This window comes from Spiroplasma endosymbiont of Sarcophaga variegata (assembly GCF_965178695.1).
Taxonomy (GTDB): Bacteria; Bacillota_I; Bacilli_A; order Mycoplasmatales; family Mycoplasmataceae; genus Spiroplasma; species Spiroplasma poulsonii.
Window position 1 is genome coordinate 43778 of the sequence record NZ_CBCXVU010000002.1, and the last position, 18270, is coordinate 62047.

The window sequence follows — 18270 nt, forward strand, 5'->3', positions numbered from 1 at the left end:
ACTAATTTACCTCGTTCTTTGCTATTAATATTTCTATTAATTTTCTTCCTTTTTGTTCTTTAATATCAAAATAAGTTATTTCTTGATTTAATAAATGTGCTTCTTCATTTTTAATTAAATTAATATCATCATTAATATTTTCTTTTTGCCCTGTTTTATTATCAAATATATTAATACAAAAATCATTGTACATATATATTGATATTAGATTTTTGATTGTCATATTTACCTCCTATTTTTAACTCGCTGGCACTCACTCCAAAGTGAAAGTGCCAAAGCGAGAGTTAGTTATATAATTAAGTATTTATCTATTTATTTACTACGCCATCCGCTTCACTGCGGGTGAGCGGTGGCGGTATGTTTTATTGTTTAATGTTTAATAATCGACAGTTGTTTTTATAAGATAATGCCAGAGAATTCTCTCTCTTCATCCGCACCATTTCAGGTCAAAGCGTTCAGTTTTTAAAATAAATTCACTTGCACATTGAAGAGCCTAATGCTGACTTTGTGGTTTTTAAAACCTCTGTCATCCTCTAATGGGATAATATCTATCGCAAATTTATTTATAAAGTGGCCATCTCAATATTTATTGTCGTTTGATGTTGACCCCGCACTTATCACGACTATCGCTTGTTAAAGCGTCTATTATTTACGGACTGATTACCGCTGGGCTAGACCGCCTATGTGGAAAAAAACACTTAGTTATTTAAAATAACTGTTCCACCCTGCATTAAGTTGTTTTATAAAATCAAAGTTTAAAAGAACCAGTTTTATCATCAAAGATAATTTTTGAATTTTCTAGTTTTTGATAAAACTGTTTTTGTGTTTTATCTTTTATTTTATTTAATAAATATTTATGTTTTTCACAAGTTCATAAAACTTTATTTGATAAAAATTCTTCGGTAATGAATGATACTGCTTTATAACAATCATTAACATCACATATTTTTTGTTGTTTAATTATCATTACCTCCTTTTAGGGATTTTTTATTTCAAATAAAAAAACAACCCTAACAAGAGTTGTTTTTTGGAGCTTCATCGTACATTATACGACTCGTATTATGTAAATCTAAGCTCCAAATTTATCTCTTGTTATTTTAATAATAACACTTTTTAAAAGAAGTGCAACTATTTTTTTAAAAAAATAAATTATTTTTAAATTTACCCTATTTTTGGCATATTTAAACACACTGAAAAATAATTTATTAAATTTTTCAAATAAACTTATCTAAAATTCTCTAAAAATACTTCTTTTGAAGTTCTTCAATTAAGAACAGGCCTTAATTTTTCATTTATAATATCGACTACTAAATCTATTTCTTGTTGCGTAACAAGATTAAAATCTGTCCCCCTACCATATCGTTTTCTAAATTCACGGTTTAGTCTTTCAATTAATGGTTTTTGATTAGGCGAAGCAGGGTCACAAAAATAAACATTAGAACCAGTAATCTTTTCCATTTCTTCAAACTTACTAAATTCTTTTCCTCTATCAGTTATTATTCCTTTAATTTTTCCAACTAAACCATTAATTCTAACTATATGTTTAAGTTTTTCTAAAACTTCATTAGCAGTATGTTCTTCTAATTTCATAGCAAAGTATTTTTTACTTGATTTCTCTGTCAAAACTAAACAACTAGATTGATGTTCTTTTCCAACTACGGTATCCATTTCAAATCAACCAACATCTGTTTCTTTATTTTCAATATCTCATATTGATTTAAATCTTTCATCTAATTTCCCACGATTATCAGGTCTTTTCTTTGTTCTATTTCTTCTACCACCATTTAATAAATTTTTCTTTAACAAACCCAAAAGACCTAAAAAAATTCATTTATAAAATGTTTTAAGACAGGCAGGAAATTTGATACCAAATTTTATTAAAAATCGCTGAATAATTTCTGCTGGTGAATCACCCAAAATATTAAATCGTAAATTTAAAAATTCTTGTTGTTCTTCTGTAAATGTAGGTATTTTTTTAATACACTTTTGTCGTTTTTTATAATAATCATCATGTGCCTCACGGGCATTATAATCTTCTATATTTGTAAATCTATTAATTTCTCTTTTAACAGTATTAATATCTCTTCCTGTTTGTCTTGATATTTCAGATAAATTAAGTGTGCCATTTTTCTTTTTGCAACTATCAGATAAAAATAAATCCTTAAAAAATCTTCGTTCATCATATTTTACATGTGTATAATCTTTCATTACTCTATATTTCCTCCAATTCTTTTATAAAAATAGTTATACATTAAATTTATAAAAAAGATAAATTTTCACATTTTTTTAAATTAAAATTATTGACAAATATATTATTAATTATATAATTATATTGTAACAAGCTCCAATTTATCTCTATATGCTTGTATACTAAAATAAAAAGTAAAGTAATTTGCTTTTTTTTATTTTGATGTAAAATATAGATAATAAAAAAAGAGCCGAGTTGGTTCTTTTGTTACATTTTTATAGTATTGTTTACTCTTTTATTTAATCATATTGTTTAAATAATAGCAATTTTAATATGCAAAAAGGAGTAAAAAATGAAAGAATTTAATCCAAATAAAGCAAGTTTGGCAACTTTTTATCGTAAAATAGAGCAATTTTGAGAAAATAAATCACCCAATAAACCATATACTTTGAATGATTTAACCAATGAATTCAATCTTTCTAACAGATGAAAGCACGAAACTTACAAGAGCGAAAAGATAGTTCCTTTACTTGAAAAACAAGTTGATAGAATTGAAAGTGAAATAATTAACTTTATGATGAAATCACATGATGGTGCTAAATTATATTGACAACGAGCATTTAATTATAAATATTCACTGCAAGAAAAACAGTTAGAACAAGAATTAAACTTAAATAATCAACAACCAATAATTGTTAATTTACAAACGGATATTAGAGATATTAAAAAAGAAAGTGATAATAATGCTTAATCATTTTACTTATTTGTTAGAAACTCCTTATTGATTATTACAAAATAGTAGTATTGGTAATAAATATCCCTTTGCTAAAAAATATGAATTAGTTAATGAAATTAATCAAATTGGAACACGATATAGTGGTAAGACTATTTCAAATATTAAAATGTTTGGTGAATTATTAAAAATTAGTTTATTAATTAAAGAACCAATTTGTATCATTGCTAGTATGTATTGAAGTAAGGATTTAAAAGATAGTGTATTTCAAAATATCTGAAATATGTTAGATGAAAATCATATTCCTTATACTATTAACTTATCAAATTTTACTTTTACTTTATCAAATGGTAGCAAAATATATTGTAAAGGTTTACATTCACCAAGCCGGAAAGAAAAATTAAAAGCTTTTGCTGATTTGAATAAATATAAATTAGTAATTGATTGAAGAGAAGAATGTGACCAATTTCAACAAAAAGATTTAAGTGATTTAGAATTTGCTATTCGTGGTTATCAAAATAAAATAACAATTAATACATGTAATCCTGAAAGTTTAAAAAGATATATTGTTGGTTATTGTAATGAATTATTACCTTTTAATGAAGAAATAATGCGTAGTAAATATGAGCAAATTAAGTATATTGAAAAATGAAATATGAAAATTATTATTCATTATTCTAGTTGAAGATTAAATTATGAATTACCACAAGATAAAGTTAATGAGCAATTAAGATTAGAACAATTAGATATTGAAAGAGCAAGAGTTTGGAGTTGAGGTTTACCAGGTAATACTAGTGGTTCAATCTTTGCAAGATATCTTGATATTATGCAAGCAACAGATATTATTCAACCAACTAAGTTATTAGGTGGTGTTGACTTAGCAAACTCTACTAGTCCTAAGGGACATACAACAGCAGCGAGTTTTTGAATATATAATTCATTTGATAAAAAAGCCTATAAAGTTGCTGAATACACACACTCAAATGCTACTCAACAATTTAAAGGACCATTAGAACAAGTAAAAGATATATTGGAGTTTTATAATAATCAATTAAATCAATATTTTAATTTAATACAACAAGGTATATCAATTAATGTTGATGATAGTGCTTATGCAACATTAGAAAGTTTAAACCGAGAGAAATACAATTATACTTTTGGTCAATACATGCATTTTAAACCAGCGCAAAAGCAGAAATTTAAAATAAAGCATCGTGTAGAAGCATTTACAATGTTAATTAATACTAATCAATTAAAATGATTATGAGAAAAATGTCCTGTAAGTAAAACACAATATGAATTAATTCAATGAGAAGATAAACCAGATGCTAGAGAAGAGAGAATGTTAGATTTATATGATGATACATTTGATAGTGATTTTTATGCTTTACACTTTGAATTAGTTAATATGGTTAAACATAATAGTTCAGCAGATTATAAATTATGACAACAAAGGGAGTGAATAACTTAATGAAAAAAGATATTTATGTAATACACGATGAAAGAGTAATTAATGCAAAAAGACCATATATGTCTGTTTGTGGACAAGTTAAAAAAAGACTTTGTCAAGAATTAAAAAAAGATAATATCGCAATATGTAAATTAAATTTATATAACGAATATATTAAGAAATATCAAAAAGTTAAAGTATGTGTACAAGTTTTAGCAAATGAACCTAGTTTATTAACAGTAAATATTATTAATTATGCACTTATTTTAAAATTAAAGGAGCAAAATAACAATGAATAATACTTTTCCTAGTTTACCAAACTTAAATGATATTAATAGTGTTTTAAAATTTTATAATTATGATTGAACTATTAATTTAGCCAATATTATTGCTCGTCATCAAATGCGATTAATAAATGGTAAAGATATTTTATTTAAATCTCATCGTAAAGACATTTTAGAAAAATTAAACTGATGATATGAAACTTATAAAATAAAAGAAAAATTAGATAAAAATGAATTAACAGCAAGTTTAATGGGTAAAACTATCTTTGGTTTATTAGAGACTAATGACGGCAATATTGATTTATGAATTAACCCTTTTAACTTTACATCACGAGTAAGTAAAATAAATGAAATTGAACAAGGTGCTGATATTTGATTAAATTATCATCAATCAGACAGTGGTTTTATTTTAAATTTAATTTGTACCAAAGATAAAATAGTTATTAAAGGTTGACCTAAAAATAATGAAGTAGTTGTTGGACAAAGTAAAACACAAATTAAAGATGATGTTAAACCTGTTTTAGTACAAGAATTTAAAAATAAATTAGGCGTAGTTCCTTTTTGAGAAATGATTAATGAACCTAATCCGTTATTTTTATCAACATCAACTACATTAAACCCATTACCTACAATGGCAAATTGTTATAAATTACAATTTGATTTAGAAGATAGTTTTAATATTAAATCAAAAGAAAGATGAGCAAATCGTACTCATTGATATGGAATATTAGATGATGATTTAATGACTGCTTATAACAAAGGTAATAAAAAAGTATTACAAGATGCTTTTGATGATATTTTTATTCAATCAGGTCAATCAGCCGTAGATGGTCAATTATCTCAATCTTTACAAGTAGTACAAGGTACACCAACATTAGAAACATATACTGAAGACCAAAAAGCAATTATTGAACAAGTATACTTAGCATGTCATTTTTCTAGTCCTTTTGGTGATAAATCAGATAATGACCAAAATAAAACACAGTCATTATTAACTAAAACAAAAGACTTAGAAAAACAAGCATATTTACAAGCATATCGTAAGCAATACTATACTAAAATGTTTGATACTGTTTTAAAATATTATGGTTTATGAGATGGTGTTGGTGAACGAGAATATGGTTTTGATTTTGTTAGTGCTAGTTTAGTTGACCAAATGCGACAAAATGAACTAATTACTGCTAGATTAGATAATGGCACAATGGAACCAATAAGAGCAATTACTGAATATGATAATATTGATGAATTAGAAGCAACCAAATATTTTGAAAAAGTAGAAGCATGACAAGATAAAATGCAAGTCAAAGAAATAGAACATAATAATAAATTACTAGAATATGATGAAACTGGTAATAATCAAAATGCCGTACAAGGTAGAACAGAAATTAAGGAGAATTAAAAAATGAGTAGAATTAACTCAGGGGTTATCGAAGAATTACGAAGACAAGCCCATGATACTTTAATAGATATCAGAGAAAACATAAAAGATAATCGTCATTGAATGGTCTTTCCGTTTAATGTTTATAGTTCATATATTCCTGATACAGAAACGGGATGAAAACCAAATAATGCTAAACCCAGTGATTATGGTAGTTATTCACGAATATTTGATAATATGGAAAGTACTATTGCGCAATGACAAGATAGTTTAAAAATAGTCCAAAAATATAAAGGTGAAGAAATTAATATTTTAACAGTTGATGATTTTAATAAACAACCAGTTAATTCAACAATATGAGCAAATAATGAAACACCTTTTGCTATAAAATTAAAAGATGAAAATAATAATATTTATTGAAAATTAATTGATGGTGAAAATATTTATGATATTAATAGAATGCTGGCATACTTAAATCAATATAAATTAAGTTATTTTATTAATAATGATAATAAAGCCGATAATTTTTATACAAAAGAAGTTAAGGTTGGTAAATATTGAGATGCTTATATGATTGATGATAGAAGTTCAATTCAATTTGGTGAGGCTAAATTTGAACAAGTATTTACTCAACAATCAACTGAAAGACAATATACTTTATTAATTTTAGATGAAGATGTAAATAAATTAAATATTAATGATTATTATAATTTTTATACTGTATTTAATGATCGTGGTTTAAATATTGGTGGTGGTGATATTAATTCTGCACCACAAGATAGACAATGATTATATCCATCAAATGTTATTAATTATTATTCACCTTATGATGGTAGTTTTTTATGACAAGAAATTACCTTTTCAAGTATTAATGACAAAATTAGTAATAGTGGTTTATCAGTAAGACAATTTATTCAGACCAGCGCCCCGGGCGAGGGTTATTGTTTTCCTAAAATAACTTATAATGAAAAAACAAATACATACACTATTGAATTAGATGAAGTTTTATTAAAAGACCCAGGGGTTAGAGCAATGGCAGTTAAATTTTATGGTAATCCTATCTTTTTTGATATGCCAGTTATTGGTCGGCCAATTATTAAAGGTCAATTTAATCAAAAAGTTATGAATTCCCGTGATTTATTAATGTATAACATGTATCCTGCCCCACCTGACAAAGTAAATACTTATGCTGCTCCAGAAGTAAGTTGATATAACATTCAAGGTATTCAACCAACAATTATAACGGGTTATGAAGATTGAAAAAAAGATATGGAAAGTAGATACGACTTTTGAAATCAAAAAAATAGTGGGGGTATTGTAATAACTGATAAAGCTAGTTCAACAGCAACTAATCCTACGGTTGGGACAACTATTCATAAAGAAGATAATGACTCTAAATTTTATTGGTCTAAAAATTGAATGATTACTCCACCAAACAAAATAAAAGTAAATAATGAAAATGTTAATAATATAATTAGTACCCAAGCATCATCATATTTTAGAAGAAAAGATGAATTTGGTAATACTGTCGGACAAGTTCAAATTGAATATAATAAAATGGGTAAATGTAATGTTTGAGATATTTTAAATATGAATAATTTTATTAATCGCCAAATTACCGTATTACCTTTAAACTATACGCAAAAGTTAGTTTTTAATCCTTTTACTATCCCAGGCGGAGTTGGTAAATTCTTAAACTTTATTTCCTTTGGTATTCCATGAGGATGAGTAATTAACCAAGATGAAAAAACTTGACCTAATTTTCAATTTCTTAATGGTTTTATGAGTTCTAATGTTTATAGTTTTTATAATGATGCTTTTTGGTCTGAAAACTCAAAAGGTAAAGGTTACTTACCCTTTGAAATATTTAGACAACAAGGTAATGATAAAGTTGGTGCTATTTTTGGTGCTAATGCTACTAGTTTAGGTTTTACAACTTTATTAACTGATAAATGCAAAGGTACTGTTTTAACTAAGGATGGTAAAGCAACTGAACGAATAACTTATTCAACTTATAATTTAAAACAATTAAACCCCAAAACTAATCGTATATATTTAATTAATGAATTAGTAAGAGCAGTAGATGCTCAAACACCAGTTAGTGATAGTGAAAAAGATACTGATTGCGAATTCTTACAAACACCAGATGGTACAAATTGTAGTTATATAATTGATATGTTTTCAATTCAAGCATTATATAAAGGTAATTTTGAAATTATCTTTTATGCTGATAACCCATATACTAATAATGAAGAAGATTATTTACGCTTATCAGTATGAAGTTTTCGTGGTAAAACAAAAAGTGTGTTAAATAATTATTTACGTGATATGACAACTAATTATAAAACTAGTTTCTTATTACCACATGACTATGAAATACCGACATTTAATTATCCTGAGTATGTATTACCCCCAGTTCCATACAACTATAAAACTTATACAAAAGATATTATGCCTTCCGATGTAGTACTACCATTATTAACAAAAATTACTGCGCAACCACAATGTAAAATAACTGATACTCAAATAGCAACTATGTTTATGGTTAATATATTTGATGATACAGAAGAATATACAGGTTATTATGAAACTGAAATTGATTTAAAACAAATTGACCCAACAATTCAAAGTATAAGTAAATTCCAAGATGCTTATAAAACTATTGAAATAAGTAATCTAAGTAATTTACAAGTTGAATGTGGATTATCAAATATAGAAAATTTTATTCCTAATAGAAATATTAATATATTTGGCGGAACTGATGATTGTAGCAATAATTTATTTTCATTAAAAAATATAACTTTAAAAAACATTGGTTTATCACAAACTGATAAAATTAATTTTGATAATACAATAAGTTTATATACTGATAATATAAAAATAAATGATACCAAAACAATATATACTACTGCTTATACTAATGGGTTACCTTTTAAAGGGTATTCCACCATATATGAAACATCAACTATTAATAGTGTAAAATTTTTATTACAAACAACATTTTTACCTAAATATGGAGTTAATAATAAAATCAGGGAAACATATTTACAGGCGTATTATACAAATAATATGAAATTAAAAATTAGATTTACAAAAGTAATATTGCCACTTTTACAGTTTTATTATATGGATGCTTATAGAAAACCAAAATATTTTGGTAATGATAAAGATATTACATTAGATATTAATAATCCAAATGTATTGGGTATTAGAAATAATAGTAATAGTGCTGTTAAAATTACATTTAAACCAAGATAAAAATAAAAAAGAGATTTTTAAAAATCTCTTTTTATATTATTCTTTAACTTTTACATTACCATCTTCATCAATATTTAAATTAGGTAATTTATGTTCTTCACCACTTCAACGATAAACTGATTTAAAATAAGTGCCATTATCTTCTAATCAATAGTAATAAAAAGCTGGTTTAAAAACAACTAAATCATATGGAAAAATTGATATACTTTCACTTACCCCCCTTTTTCCTATTTTTAAACTTATATTATTTTCAATATATTTAGTATTATGTAAGTAATCAGAATGCTTAAATTTAACAATTTTTCATTTATCATTTTTGTCACCACGCCATACGACATAATATCATTTATTATCAACCTCATTAAATGGTTTTTCTTGTGGTGCTATTCATTCTAAATTGTTTTTAATAGTTTCATTTGTTGTATTTATTTGGTTTTCTTTTTTTAATTGTTCTAATTGCTCTTTTGTATATTCTTGTGGTTTATTACAAGCAACTAAACTTGTTGTACTTGTTCCAATTAATGATATTGTACCTATTATACTTAATATTTTTTTCATATTTATTTCTCCTATTTTTTGAAAAATTTGTTAATTTAATTAAAAATAGAAATAAATAATTTATTTCTATTTATTTTTATAAATCTAATTTTTTATTTTTATGAACATTCAGCAGCTGCAGCGCCGGCAGCTCCACTAATTGCACCTACTGCTGCTCCAGAAGCAGCTCCACCAAAAATAGTTCCAAAAAATCCAACTATACCTCCAAAAATAGCACCAGCTATAGTACCAATACCTGGAATAACACTTCCTGCAAGAGCCCCTGCAACTGCTGAAGAAGCTCCAACAGTTACGGCTGAAGGAGATGATGTAATCGCACCTCCAACTGCTCCACCAACAGCACCATTTATAGCTGCTTTTGATACTTCAGAATTACAATTATTTTTTTTTCGAATAATTTCACCTATTTTATTTTTATTTACATTACTTGTACCTAATTTTAATGCTAAGGCCATTGTTTTATTAGTAACTCACTGTATTTCAGATTGAGTTGCTTGTTCTGATTTAATATTATTTCATCATTGTTGATTACGTTCTTGTGCCAGTTGATTTACTCATTGTGTTAAACCCTGTTGTCATTCATTTTTTGAATTATTAAATGATTGTTGAGCTTGTAAGAAACGTTGTTGAGCTTGACTAAAGGCTGTATGATTTTGATTTCTTTGAAAATCTTCACCCGCTCTTTGATATGCTAGTTCAGCATTACGTCATTGTTGTGCAATTTGAATTCATTGAACTTCGCCTCATCTTTTATTACGTTTTAATACTTTTTCTTCTGATTGATATGGTGCAGCAGCAATTACAGTTGGTATAGCACTACTTGTGATTGTAACTGCTCCTAAAATACTTATTAATTTTTTCATATTTATAACCTTCTTTCTTTAATTAAGATAAATACTATTATTTGGACTTTCACTATCTCAATATCCAATAGTATTTGTTTTAATAATAATTGATTGTTCTTGTTTTAAATTTTTTCAAATTTCATGAAATTGAGAAAAATGTTCTCAAATGAAATTTGCCATTATTTTTATATCTTCTTTATTTATAGAACCGCCAGCTCCGCTATGATCTGATTTTGGTAAATTAGATATTAATACCATAGTTTGACTTAAAAAATCTGCTTTGCTATCTGGTTCAAATTGATAAATAATTTTAAAAGCAGTATCTGATGATAATTTTAATTTTAATTCATCATGCTCTAAAAATTTATATCATTTTTCAAATACGTCATTACTTTTTTGTTCATGATTTTGATAAGGACTAGCGGCAATTGTTGTTGGTACAGCAGTTCCACTAATTGTTAATACACTTAATAAACTTAGTAATTTTTTCATTACTTGTATTTCTCCTTTTCTTAATCTTGAAACTTTTTATCAAGATCTACTTTCAGTATATATATATATATATATATATGCAATCAAAATTAACTAATTATTTAAAATTTTATCTTGTTAAATACCTCTTATTACGCGTTTTAAGGTCTAAATTAGCAAACAAAGATATTAAGTTTAGTATTTATATATACAAAATATATTGTATTTATAAACTATTGATATATAATTAATTTACAGGTTTAATCTTTTTCCGTAAAAAAGAGTTTATGCTGACTTGTTAATCGGACAAGAATAAAAAAAGAGAGGTTTATAAAATGGCACTTACAAAAGAACAATTAATCGAACAAGGTTTAAGTGAAGAGATTGCAGAAAATATCTTAAATCAGTTTAATAATGAAGCAAAGCAAATTAGAGAAAGTGTGCAAAAACGCGAAGATGTTATCTCAAAAGAAGACTTTATTAAATTATCTAATGAATTAGATGAATTAAAAGCATTTAAAGATGTTCCATCTACTAAAATTGAAGATATTAAAACTAATTTAGATAAAGTTAGTGGTAATTCTTTATCTGAAAAAATGCAAACTTTAAAAGAATTAAAACCTGATTTGTTTGTTGAAGAACAACTATCAGTTTCACCAACTAATTTTATTAAAGATATGATTGAAAAATCTACTGAAAATAAAAATGATGAAATTGAAATTATTAAAGAAAAAGGAGCATATACTCCTGATGAAATTAAAAAATTAACTGATTATACACTTAAAAACCTTAGATAATAAGGGAGTGAAATATTATGGCAACAATTAACTTGCCACAAGTACCTTTTACATTACAAGGTAATACAACAGACCAAAAAGCATATGTTGATATGGTTAATGCTTTATTGCGTGGACCTTTATATAACGAATATGCAAGTATTATGCAGTATGCTACTGCAACAGCAGAACAAGTTGCTTGATTACCTAATGCTGGTCAAGCATTATATAATTTAACTCATCGTGTGGTATGACAAGATGATTATTCATTGCCAAATGGTGGGACAACTCAAACAATGGGATTAACAAGAATTCCAGTTCCTATTGATAAAAGATTTAATTTAAAATTAATGAATGAGGCTTTTGATTTAGCATTAATAGAACAAAATATTAAAAATGGTGTTATTGCTGATGCTATTTCTAGTGTTGTACAAAATAAATTTGTTAATTTAGAATGTGAATTAATTCAGGCTATTTATGATTATTGTTTAGCAGATGGTCAATATGAAGTAATTCCATTTCGTAGTTATACAGCTGAAAATGCAGATGATGCCAATAAAGCATTCTTTACATTAAATGAAACTTTGATTGAATTAACAAATCAAATTAGTAATTTATACTTTGGTTTGCCAACCGATAAAATGTTTATGGTTTTAGGACGAAGAGCCTATTTAGGATTAACACCTGCTTATTTAAAAGTAATTGGTTCACAAGCCCAATTAAAAGCAATGGTTAATGGTGAATTATATGAAAATACAGCAATGGGTATTCCTGTATCAAAAAGTTTTCATTTAGAAAAAACATATACAAAAGGACAAGTTAATCGAGATAAAGGTTATAATTTTACTAATGTAAATGGTTTAATTATTAATAAACAAGTATGAGCATATCCAATTAATATGGATAGTATTCAACAAGTTTTAGATAATGATACTGCTAACCCTAAATGAATTGGTAAAGTACAATATGCAACACCAACTATTTTATATCCAAAAACATGTAAAATTATTTTAGAAAAACAACCAACACAAGATGAAATTAATACTGCTAAAAGTAATCTAAATAAAACATTTAGAGTGCCAGTTGATTATGTAATTCCATCATCAAGTAAAATTGATATTAGTAAAATTAATAAATTAGATAAACCAACTATTCATGTTGACGATCCAACTCAAACAACAGCAGAACAATTAAAACCACAATTTAAAGATGTTGTTTTAAAATCAGTAAAAGCGGTAAATAATTTTTTAACAGAAAATGATTTTGATTACTTTATTGAAAGTAAAGGTGAAGATTGACCAATTAATATTACAAATGATAAAACTGTTGAAGTTCAAATTCAAGGTAAAAATAACGCTAGTGGTCAAACAAATCCGATTGATGTAGTAATTAAAAATTCTTAATAAACAATGAATTTACTAATATTACGAGTTTTAACTTTATTAGTAACTAATTTAGAAAATAAACCTTTAATAAGTAAATTTGTAAATTTAATTAATAGAGTTAATAAAGTTCAAAATAAAATATTAAAGCCAATTAATTATATTACTGATAAATATAATAAAATTACAAGTAAAGTTGAAGATATTTATCAGTGATTAAATCCATTTACTTATTTAGATTTAATTAAAAAAGGTCATAAAAAAGAAATTCAACAAATATTAAGTCAATTAGAAAAAGATAATAATATTAAAAATAGAAAACAATTTAAAAATGAAAAATATCTAAATACTAATTGACAGCCTTTAAATAGTAGTTGACTTGATAGTGGTATGTTTAATATTACAAATAAGTTAACTTTAACAGGTAATTTAACTATTTTAATATATACAAAAACAGCAAAACATCCAAAATTTTATGGTCCATATGTTTATCCTAGTGTTCCAGTTGAAATATGAAAATTATTAAGTAATGCTGTTTCTAATGCAGGGACTTTATTTTGGCGTTATTGATTAAGAAAATGATTACCTAGTCATTTAAGAAATTATATTAAAAAACGATTACCACAAGCATTAAAAGAAAAATATCCCAAAGGAACTACTAAATTAACATTACCAACAGTTCAAAAATTACAACAAATTAAAAAGTTTATTAATAATTTAAAGATTGGACATTTTAATTTTAATTTTGCTGGTGAAATTAATAATAAAAAATGATATCGAGAACGCCGAAGTGATGTTAAAAATATTAAGAATTTATATAAAACACCAGTTAAAAATAAATTTTATCAGGTTAATAAATCTATTAAAGCAATTAATAAAACCAAAAGAAAGGTTAATAGTTATAAACCAAATAATTTAAAAAATAAATATCGTAATCAATTAAGGGGTGTTTTATATGGAAAATAATTTAAGTAATTTGTTATTTATAACAGTTGAAGATGTTAAAGCAAGTAAACTTTGACAACCTATTAATGATCGTAAACAATCTGCTTATAATGATAATTTAATTTATAATGCTATTTTAAAAACTAGTTTATGAATGGATAGATTATCAGGTGGAACAATTTCAGATAAAATTAATAAAAAAGATTTGTTTCCTTGAGTAAAAAAAGATAATACTGGTTTAATTGAATATGATAAATGATTAAGTTATATTCAATCTGCTTGTTTATTAGCAGTTATAAATTGATATTTACCAAAAGGAGTTAATGATTTAACTGGTAGTGCTTCATTTTCACAAGGTGGAGTTGCTTATTCACAAACTAATGACCCAGAAGCAAATGAAAATATTACTCGTGATGTTAAAAATGCTTTAAAATTAGCAGGTGAAATTATTGATATTATATCTAGTAAAACAGTATCTAGACCTTATAATTATAGTTTAGATAATTATGCTCATCCATGAGAAGAAGAATATAAGCATATTAGTAAAAAAACTTTTTATCCAACATTATTATTTTGATTAAAAGAACGATTACAAACTGATAATTCAATAAATATTACTTATCCTACTATTAATGATTTTTCTAAAATTGATTATAATGAGTGTATTAAATTAATAGTTCCCTTTGATAATAATACGATTTATTATGAAAATAATGTCTGAAAAGCAAAACAAAGTAGTGGTACTGATATAAAAATTGATAATAAAACTATCATCAAAAATGATAATGATGGGATTGAAGTTTCAGATTTAAAACAAGATAAATTAATATCGGGTGAAAATATTAAAACTATTAATGGTAATTCATTATTGGGGAATGGTGATATATCTATTAATACTGGTAATGATTGAGAATTAATTAATTATCCAGAAGCAAACGAAAAATTAACATTTAAAATTCCAGATTATGATTTAATAAAATATTACTATAAAATATCAATTTCAATAACAGATTATGCATCTGCTAATAAATTTGTAACATATTATTTTGAAACAATATCACAAAAATCAATATTTTCATTTTTAGCAGATAATTCTTATAAAAGAATAACAATTAAGCAAGATGGCTCAATTTCAAATGATACAAATAATATTGTTATTAAAGATTTAACAATTAAAAGAAAATTAATTTAGAAAGGATTTTTAATTAATGAAACAAAATAAAACAACTTGATTAAAGGGTGCCTTACCTTGAAATTGATTTAAAAAAGACCCTATTCCAACTTATAATTGAAATCATAAAGATATTAGAGAATGAGAAAGAAAATATAAAATTCGTAGTTGAGTAGTTAGTTTTTATACATTGATATTTTTAGCATTAAATTGTTGATTAGAATATGGCATGATTAATGCAATAAAAGATAATATTAATTGATATAATTATGGACAATATTGAGGTAATGGAATTGCTATTTTACTAACACCTTTATTTACATATGGAATTCAAGGTATATTTGTTGCTAGTAGTAAACCAAAAGTAGATATGAAAATTGATATTCCACGATTAAAAATATCTAAAATGGGATTAGTATTTACAATTTTACCTTTAATTACTTTAATAATTTCTTTAATTATTATTTGAATTGATAAATCAAAATGAAAAAAAGACCATTTAAGACATTGTTTGAACTGCCGTATTAATCCGCGTGTTATTCAACCAAGAATATCAAAACAATGAAATAATTTGGATGGTATAACAGAAGAAATATTTAAAAATATGCAAGATGAATATACTAAAAAACAAGAAGAAAATAACAAAGAATTAAATTTAAAATAAACTATATATAGGGGCGGTTGATATTTTTGGGTGGTTATATAGTTTAATTTATAAATTATTTTGTTCTGAAAGAATGGATGGCCACTGTTTGAGTAAGGATAAGAAAGGAAATAAAGAAATGGAAATTAGTAATGAAATAGTAATTGCTTTACTTGTATTAGCGGGTGCTGGTGGAATGGGTAGTCTTGGTATTCTTGGATTATCTGCTAAAAAAATTAAAAAATATAAAGCAGAAATTAGAGAATTAAGAACTGCTGTTATTGCTCACGAAAAACATTTACGAGGACCTGATTATGCAACAGAATTAGCATTAAAAACAGGTCAAATTAAAAATGTTAAAAAACAAGTTAAAGTAAATGACAAAAAACAAGCACAAAAAGATGCTATTAAAAAACTAACAAATAGTATTTAAAAAAAATAACCTTAATTGGTTATTTTTTATTTTCTAATATTAAGTCTAAATTTTTAACTTTACAAATAACTAAATTATTTTTTCCATAATTATTTTTATAATATTCTCAGTATTCAGTTGAATTAATATCTACATCTTGTTTATCAATCCCAATTATATATTCACCACGAGGGTTTTTACAAGGGCGATTACCTTGTTCAGATCGATAACATAAAATATAATTATTCATATTCTTTATTTCCTTTATAATGTGTTATATAAAAGTTAATAAGATATTCAATTCGTTGCGAATAAGTAAAGTTATTAAATTCATTTCAAACTTTTTCTTCATTTTTATTTAAGTAAATATTAACATTACGAATTTGACAAGAATAATACTTTCCTGTTTTTTGATTATATGAATGTTTCATAATATTAACTTTCATAATTAGCAATAATAATTGCATCTCGTAAATGATTACTTATTTTTTCATTATTATAAAATCAACCTTTACCATATTGATAAGTTAAATTAGTATCTTTATCAAATTTTCATATACAACTATCATTATATTTACTTAAATTTTCCATATTTTTAACAACTGATTTAGTATTTTTTGGTGATACTCAATTAATAAAATATTTATAAACAGATAATGCTCCTAATAATCTTAATAAATCATCTCTATCTTTACTAGCATTAGCAGATGTATATAAACAATCTTCAATATTAATTTTTTCTTCATAATCAAACAATTTATCATTAATAAATTGATATTGTTCTTTTCAATTTTTATTTGTAAATTCTAATTTTTCAATTAATTTATTATCTTCATAAATAACAATAGCAGTAGTACCTGTTCCTGATGGGTCAATACCTATTTTTATCAAGTGGCTCATTCCTCATCGTTGTTATTATTAATTGTTGGCACTACATTTGATATATCTTCTTCTTTAACTAAATTATTATCTGTCACTTCTTCACTTGATATATTTTCATTACTAATTTGACCCTTATTTATGCTTATATTGCTATCATTATCAATATAAATCTTTTCATCATTAGTTGTAATAACTGCCTGATCTGATTTATAAGCTTGTTGTAATTCAACAGACATAATACCTCATTTTCTTAATAAAGATGTTAATACTGTTTTTAATGCCATTTCATCAAAACTAGCAATATAAAATGATTTATTTTTAGCATAAGTTTTAGAATATTTCATAAAATGATTTTCCATTTGTTCTTTGGTCATATATAAAGTTTTTCCAAAACCATTAACCATTTTAAAGTATGCTACATAACCAATAATTGGTAATTTTTCTCTTTCATCTTCATTTTGAATTCAATTAAAACTAGTTCCTTTTAAACGATCATAATTTACTAATTCATTTTCTCTAACATCTGATACTGACATATCTAAATATTGACCACTTCTTTGTGCTAATTGAATATAACCTTTATAACCTATTTGAAATTGAGCTTGATTAATTCATTCTTGGATTTCGCGACCGTTAATAATTCTTGTTATTTTAGTATTATATGGAACTACATAAGCATAACCAAATTGTTTTTCCATTGGTAAATTTAATAAAACTCCTTGATAACAAGCAGTCATAATTGTTTTTGGATCTGCTTTTTGTAATAATTCATTACTATTTGATATTGCAACTATATTACTTTTAAATCTTGCAATTTCATTTTCATTAGAAAATTTACTTTTTATTCATTCTGTTGCTTTATCTGTTCTTAAAAATTCAACAATATTTGCCATA

At 25.0% G+C, this 18270-nt stretch carries 21 protein-coding genes; 11 read left to right on the forward strand and 10 right to left on the reverse strand.

The window, feature by feature from the left end:
• Position 1: 1 nt before the first annotated feature.
• The 3 genes from ACOBME_RS01650 to ACOBME_RS01660 form a co-directional block, all read right to left on the reverse strand.
• Positions 2 to 223 carry a hypothetical protein gene (locus tag ACOBME_RS01650; RefSeq protein ID WP_338963241.1) on the reverse strand — a complete coding sequence of 74 codons (222 nt, stop codon included), beginning with the start codon at positions 221 to 223 and terminating at the stop codon, positions 2 to 4.
• A gap of 507 nt (positions 224 to 730) precedes the next feature.
• Positions 731 to 967: a hypothetical protein gene (locus ACOBME_RS01655; RefSeq protein ID WP_338963243.1), complete on the reverse strand. Its 237-nt coding sequence runs from the start codon at positions 965 to 967 to the stop codon at positions 731 to 733.
• A 257-nt stretch (positions 968 to 1224) separates the two neighbouring features.
• A complete protein-coding gene (locus tag ACOBME_RS01660) occupies positions 1225 to 2208 on the reverse strand; it encodes an IS30 family transposase (protein ID WP_338963245.1) in 984 nt (327 codons plus the stop codon).
• 332 nt (positions 2209 to 2540) lie between these two features.
• Here ACOBME_RS01660 and ACOBME_RS01665 point away from each other — a divergent pair, with 332 nt between their 5' ends.
• From ACOBME_RS01665 to ACOBME_RS01685, 5 genes are read left to right on the forward strand one after another with little or no spacing between them, the layout of a single operon-like run.
• Positions 2541 to 2939 carry a hypothetical protein gene (locus ACOBME_RS01665; protein WP_338965659.1) on the forward strand — a complete coding sequence of 133 codons (399 nt, stop codon included), beginning with the start codon at positions 2541 to 2543 and terminating at the stop codon, positions 2937 to 2939.
• Positions 2932 to 4392, forward strand: coding sequence for a PBSX family phage terminase large subunit (locus ACOBME_RS01670; protein ID WP_419334034.1), 1461 nt, complete (start codon positions 2932 to 2934; stop codon positions 4390 to 4392). The genes ACOBME_RS01665 and ACOBME_RS01670 overlap by 8 nt, the downstream gene beginning before the upstream one ends.
• Positions 4392 to 4670, forward strand: coding sequence for a hypothetical protein (locus ACOBME_RS01675; RefSeq protein WP_338963373.1), 279 nt, complete (start codon positions 4392 to 4394; stop codon positions 4668 to 4670). The genes ACOBME_RS01670 and ACOBME_RS01675 overlap by 1 nt, the downstream gene beginning before the upstream one ends.
• Complete coding sequence (locus tag ACOBME_RS01680) at positions 4663 to 6054, forward strand: hypothetical protein (protein ID WP_419334048.1); 1392 nt, start codon at positions 4663 to 4665, stop codon at positions 6052 to 6054. The genes ACOBME_RS01675 and ACOBME_RS01680 overlap by 8 nt, the downstream gene beginning before the upstream one ends.
• Positions 6055 to 6057: 3 nt before the next feature.
• Complete coding sequence (locus ACOBME_RS01685) at positions 6058 to 9291, forward strand: hypothetical protein (RefSeq protein ID WP_419333889.1); 3234 nt, start codon at positions 6058 to 6060, stop codon at positions 9289 to 9291.
• A 36-nt stretch (positions 9292 to 9327) separates the two neighbouring features.
• On the opposite strand, the gene ACOBME_RS01690 is transcribed toward ACOBME_RS01685, so the two are convergent.
• The 3 genes from ACOBME_RS01690 to ACOBME_RS01700 all read right to left on the reverse strand — a co-directional run bounded on the left by ACOBME_RS01690 (position 9328) and on the right by ACOBME_RS01700 (position 11186).
• Positions 9328 to 9849, reverse strand: coding sequence for a lipoprotein (locus tag ACOBME_RS01690; RefSeq protein WP_338963213.1), 522 nt, complete (start codon positions 9847 to 9849; stop codon positions 9328 to 9330).
• A gap of 98 nt (positions 9850 to 9947) precedes the next feature.
• On the reverse strand, positions 9948 to 10712 hold the full coding sequence (locus ACOBME_RS01695) for a lipoprotein (RefSeq protein ID WP_338963215.1): 765 nt from the start codon (positions 10710 to 10712) through the stop codon (positions 9948 to 9950).
• Positions 10713 to 10730: 18 nt separating this feature from the next.
• A complete protein-coding gene (locus ACOBME_RS01700; protein ID WP_419333887.1) occupies positions 10731 to 11186 on the reverse strand; it encodes a hypothetical protein in 456 nt (151 codons plus the stop codon).
• 314 nt (positions 11187 to 11500) lie between these two features.
• On the opposite strand from ACOBME_RS01700, the gene ACOBME_RS01705 reads away from it, so the two are divergent.
• The 6 genes from ACOBME_RS01705 (at position 11501) to ACOBME_RS01730 (ending at position 16515) form a co-directional block, all read left to right on the forward strand.
• Positions 11501 to 11962: a hypothetical protein gene (locus ACOBME_RS01705; RefSeq protein WP_419333885.1), complete on the forward strand. Its 462-nt coding sequence runs from the start codon at positions 11501 to 11503 to the stop codon at positions 11960 to 11962.
• 17 nt (positions 11963 to 11979) lie between these two features.
• Positions 11980 to 13344 carry a hypothetical protein gene (locus ACOBME_RS01710; protein ID WP_419333883.1) on the forward strand — a complete coding sequence of 455 codons (1365 nt, stop codon included), beginning with the start codon at positions 11980 to 11982 and terminating at the stop codon, positions 13342 to 13344.
• Positions 13345 to 13350: 6 nt separating this feature from the next.
• Positions 13351 to 14289 carry a hypothetical protein gene (locus tag ACOBME_RS01715; protein ID WP_419334049.1) on the forward strand — a complete coding sequence of 313 codons (939 nt, stop codon included), beginning with the start codon at positions 13351 to 13353 and terminating at the stop codon, positions 14287 to 14289.
• Positions 14279 to 15460 carry a hypothetical protein gene (locus ACOBME_RS01720; RefSeq protein WP_419334035.1) on the forward strand — a complete coding sequence of 394 codons (1182 nt, stop codon included), beginning with the start codon at positions 14279 to 14281 and terminating at the stop codon, positions 15458 to 15460. The genes ACOBME_RS01715 and ACOBME_RS01720 overlap by 11 nt, the downstream gene beginning before the upstream one ends.
• 16 nt (positions 15461 to 15476) lie before the next feature.
• Positions 15477 to 16103, forward strand: a complete 627-nt coding sequence (locus ACOBME_RS01725) for a hypothetical protein (protein ID WP_338963398.1) — start codon at positions 15477 to 15479, stop codon at positions 16101 to 16103.
• A gap of 73 nt (positions 16104 to 16176) precedes the next feature.
• Positions 16177 to 16515, forward strand: a complete 339-nt coding sequence (locus ACOBME_RS01730) for a hypothetical protein (RefSeq protein WP_338963556.1) — start codon at positions 16177 to 16179, stop codon at positions 16513 to 16515.
• A gap of 19 nt (positions 16516 to 16534) precedes the next feature.
• Here the strand turns inward: ACOBME_RS01730 and ACOBME_RS01735 are convergent, their stop codons facing one another.
• Genes ACOBME_RS01735 through ACOBME_RS01750 form a run of 4 tightly spaced genes read right to left on the reverse strand, consistent with a single transcriptional unit; the run spans position 16535 to position 18269 of the window.
• Positions 16535 to 16744 carry a hypothetical protein gene (locus ACOBME_RS01735; RefSeq protein ID WP_338963231.1) on the reverse strand — a complete coding sequence of 70 codons (210 nt, stop codon included), beginning with the start codon at positions 16742 to 16744 and terminating at the stop codon, positions 16535 to 16537.
• Entirely contained in the window at positions 16737 to 16940 is a 204-nt protein-coding gene (locus ACOBME_RS01740) for a hypothetical protein (protein ID WP_419333849.1), read from the reverse strand. The genes ACOBME_RS01735 and ACOBME_RS01740 overlap by 8 nt, the downstream gene beginning before the upstream one ends.
• Complete coding sequence (locus ACOBME_RS01745) at positions 16930 to 17394, reverse strand: hypothetical protein (RefSeq protein ID WP_419334051.1); 465 nt, start codon at positions 17392 to 17394, stop codon at positions 16930 to 16932. Before ACOBME_RS01745 ends, ACOBME_RS01740 begins: the two co-directional genes overlap by 11 nt.
• Entirely contained in the window at positions 17379 to 18269 is an 891-nt protein-coding gene (locus ACOBME_RS01750) for a recombinase RecT (RefSeq protein WP_338963407.1), read from the reverse strand. The genes ACOBME_RS01745 and ACOBME_RS01750 overlap by 16 nt, the downstream gene beginning before the upstream one ends.
• Position 18270: the final 1 nt, after the last annotated feature.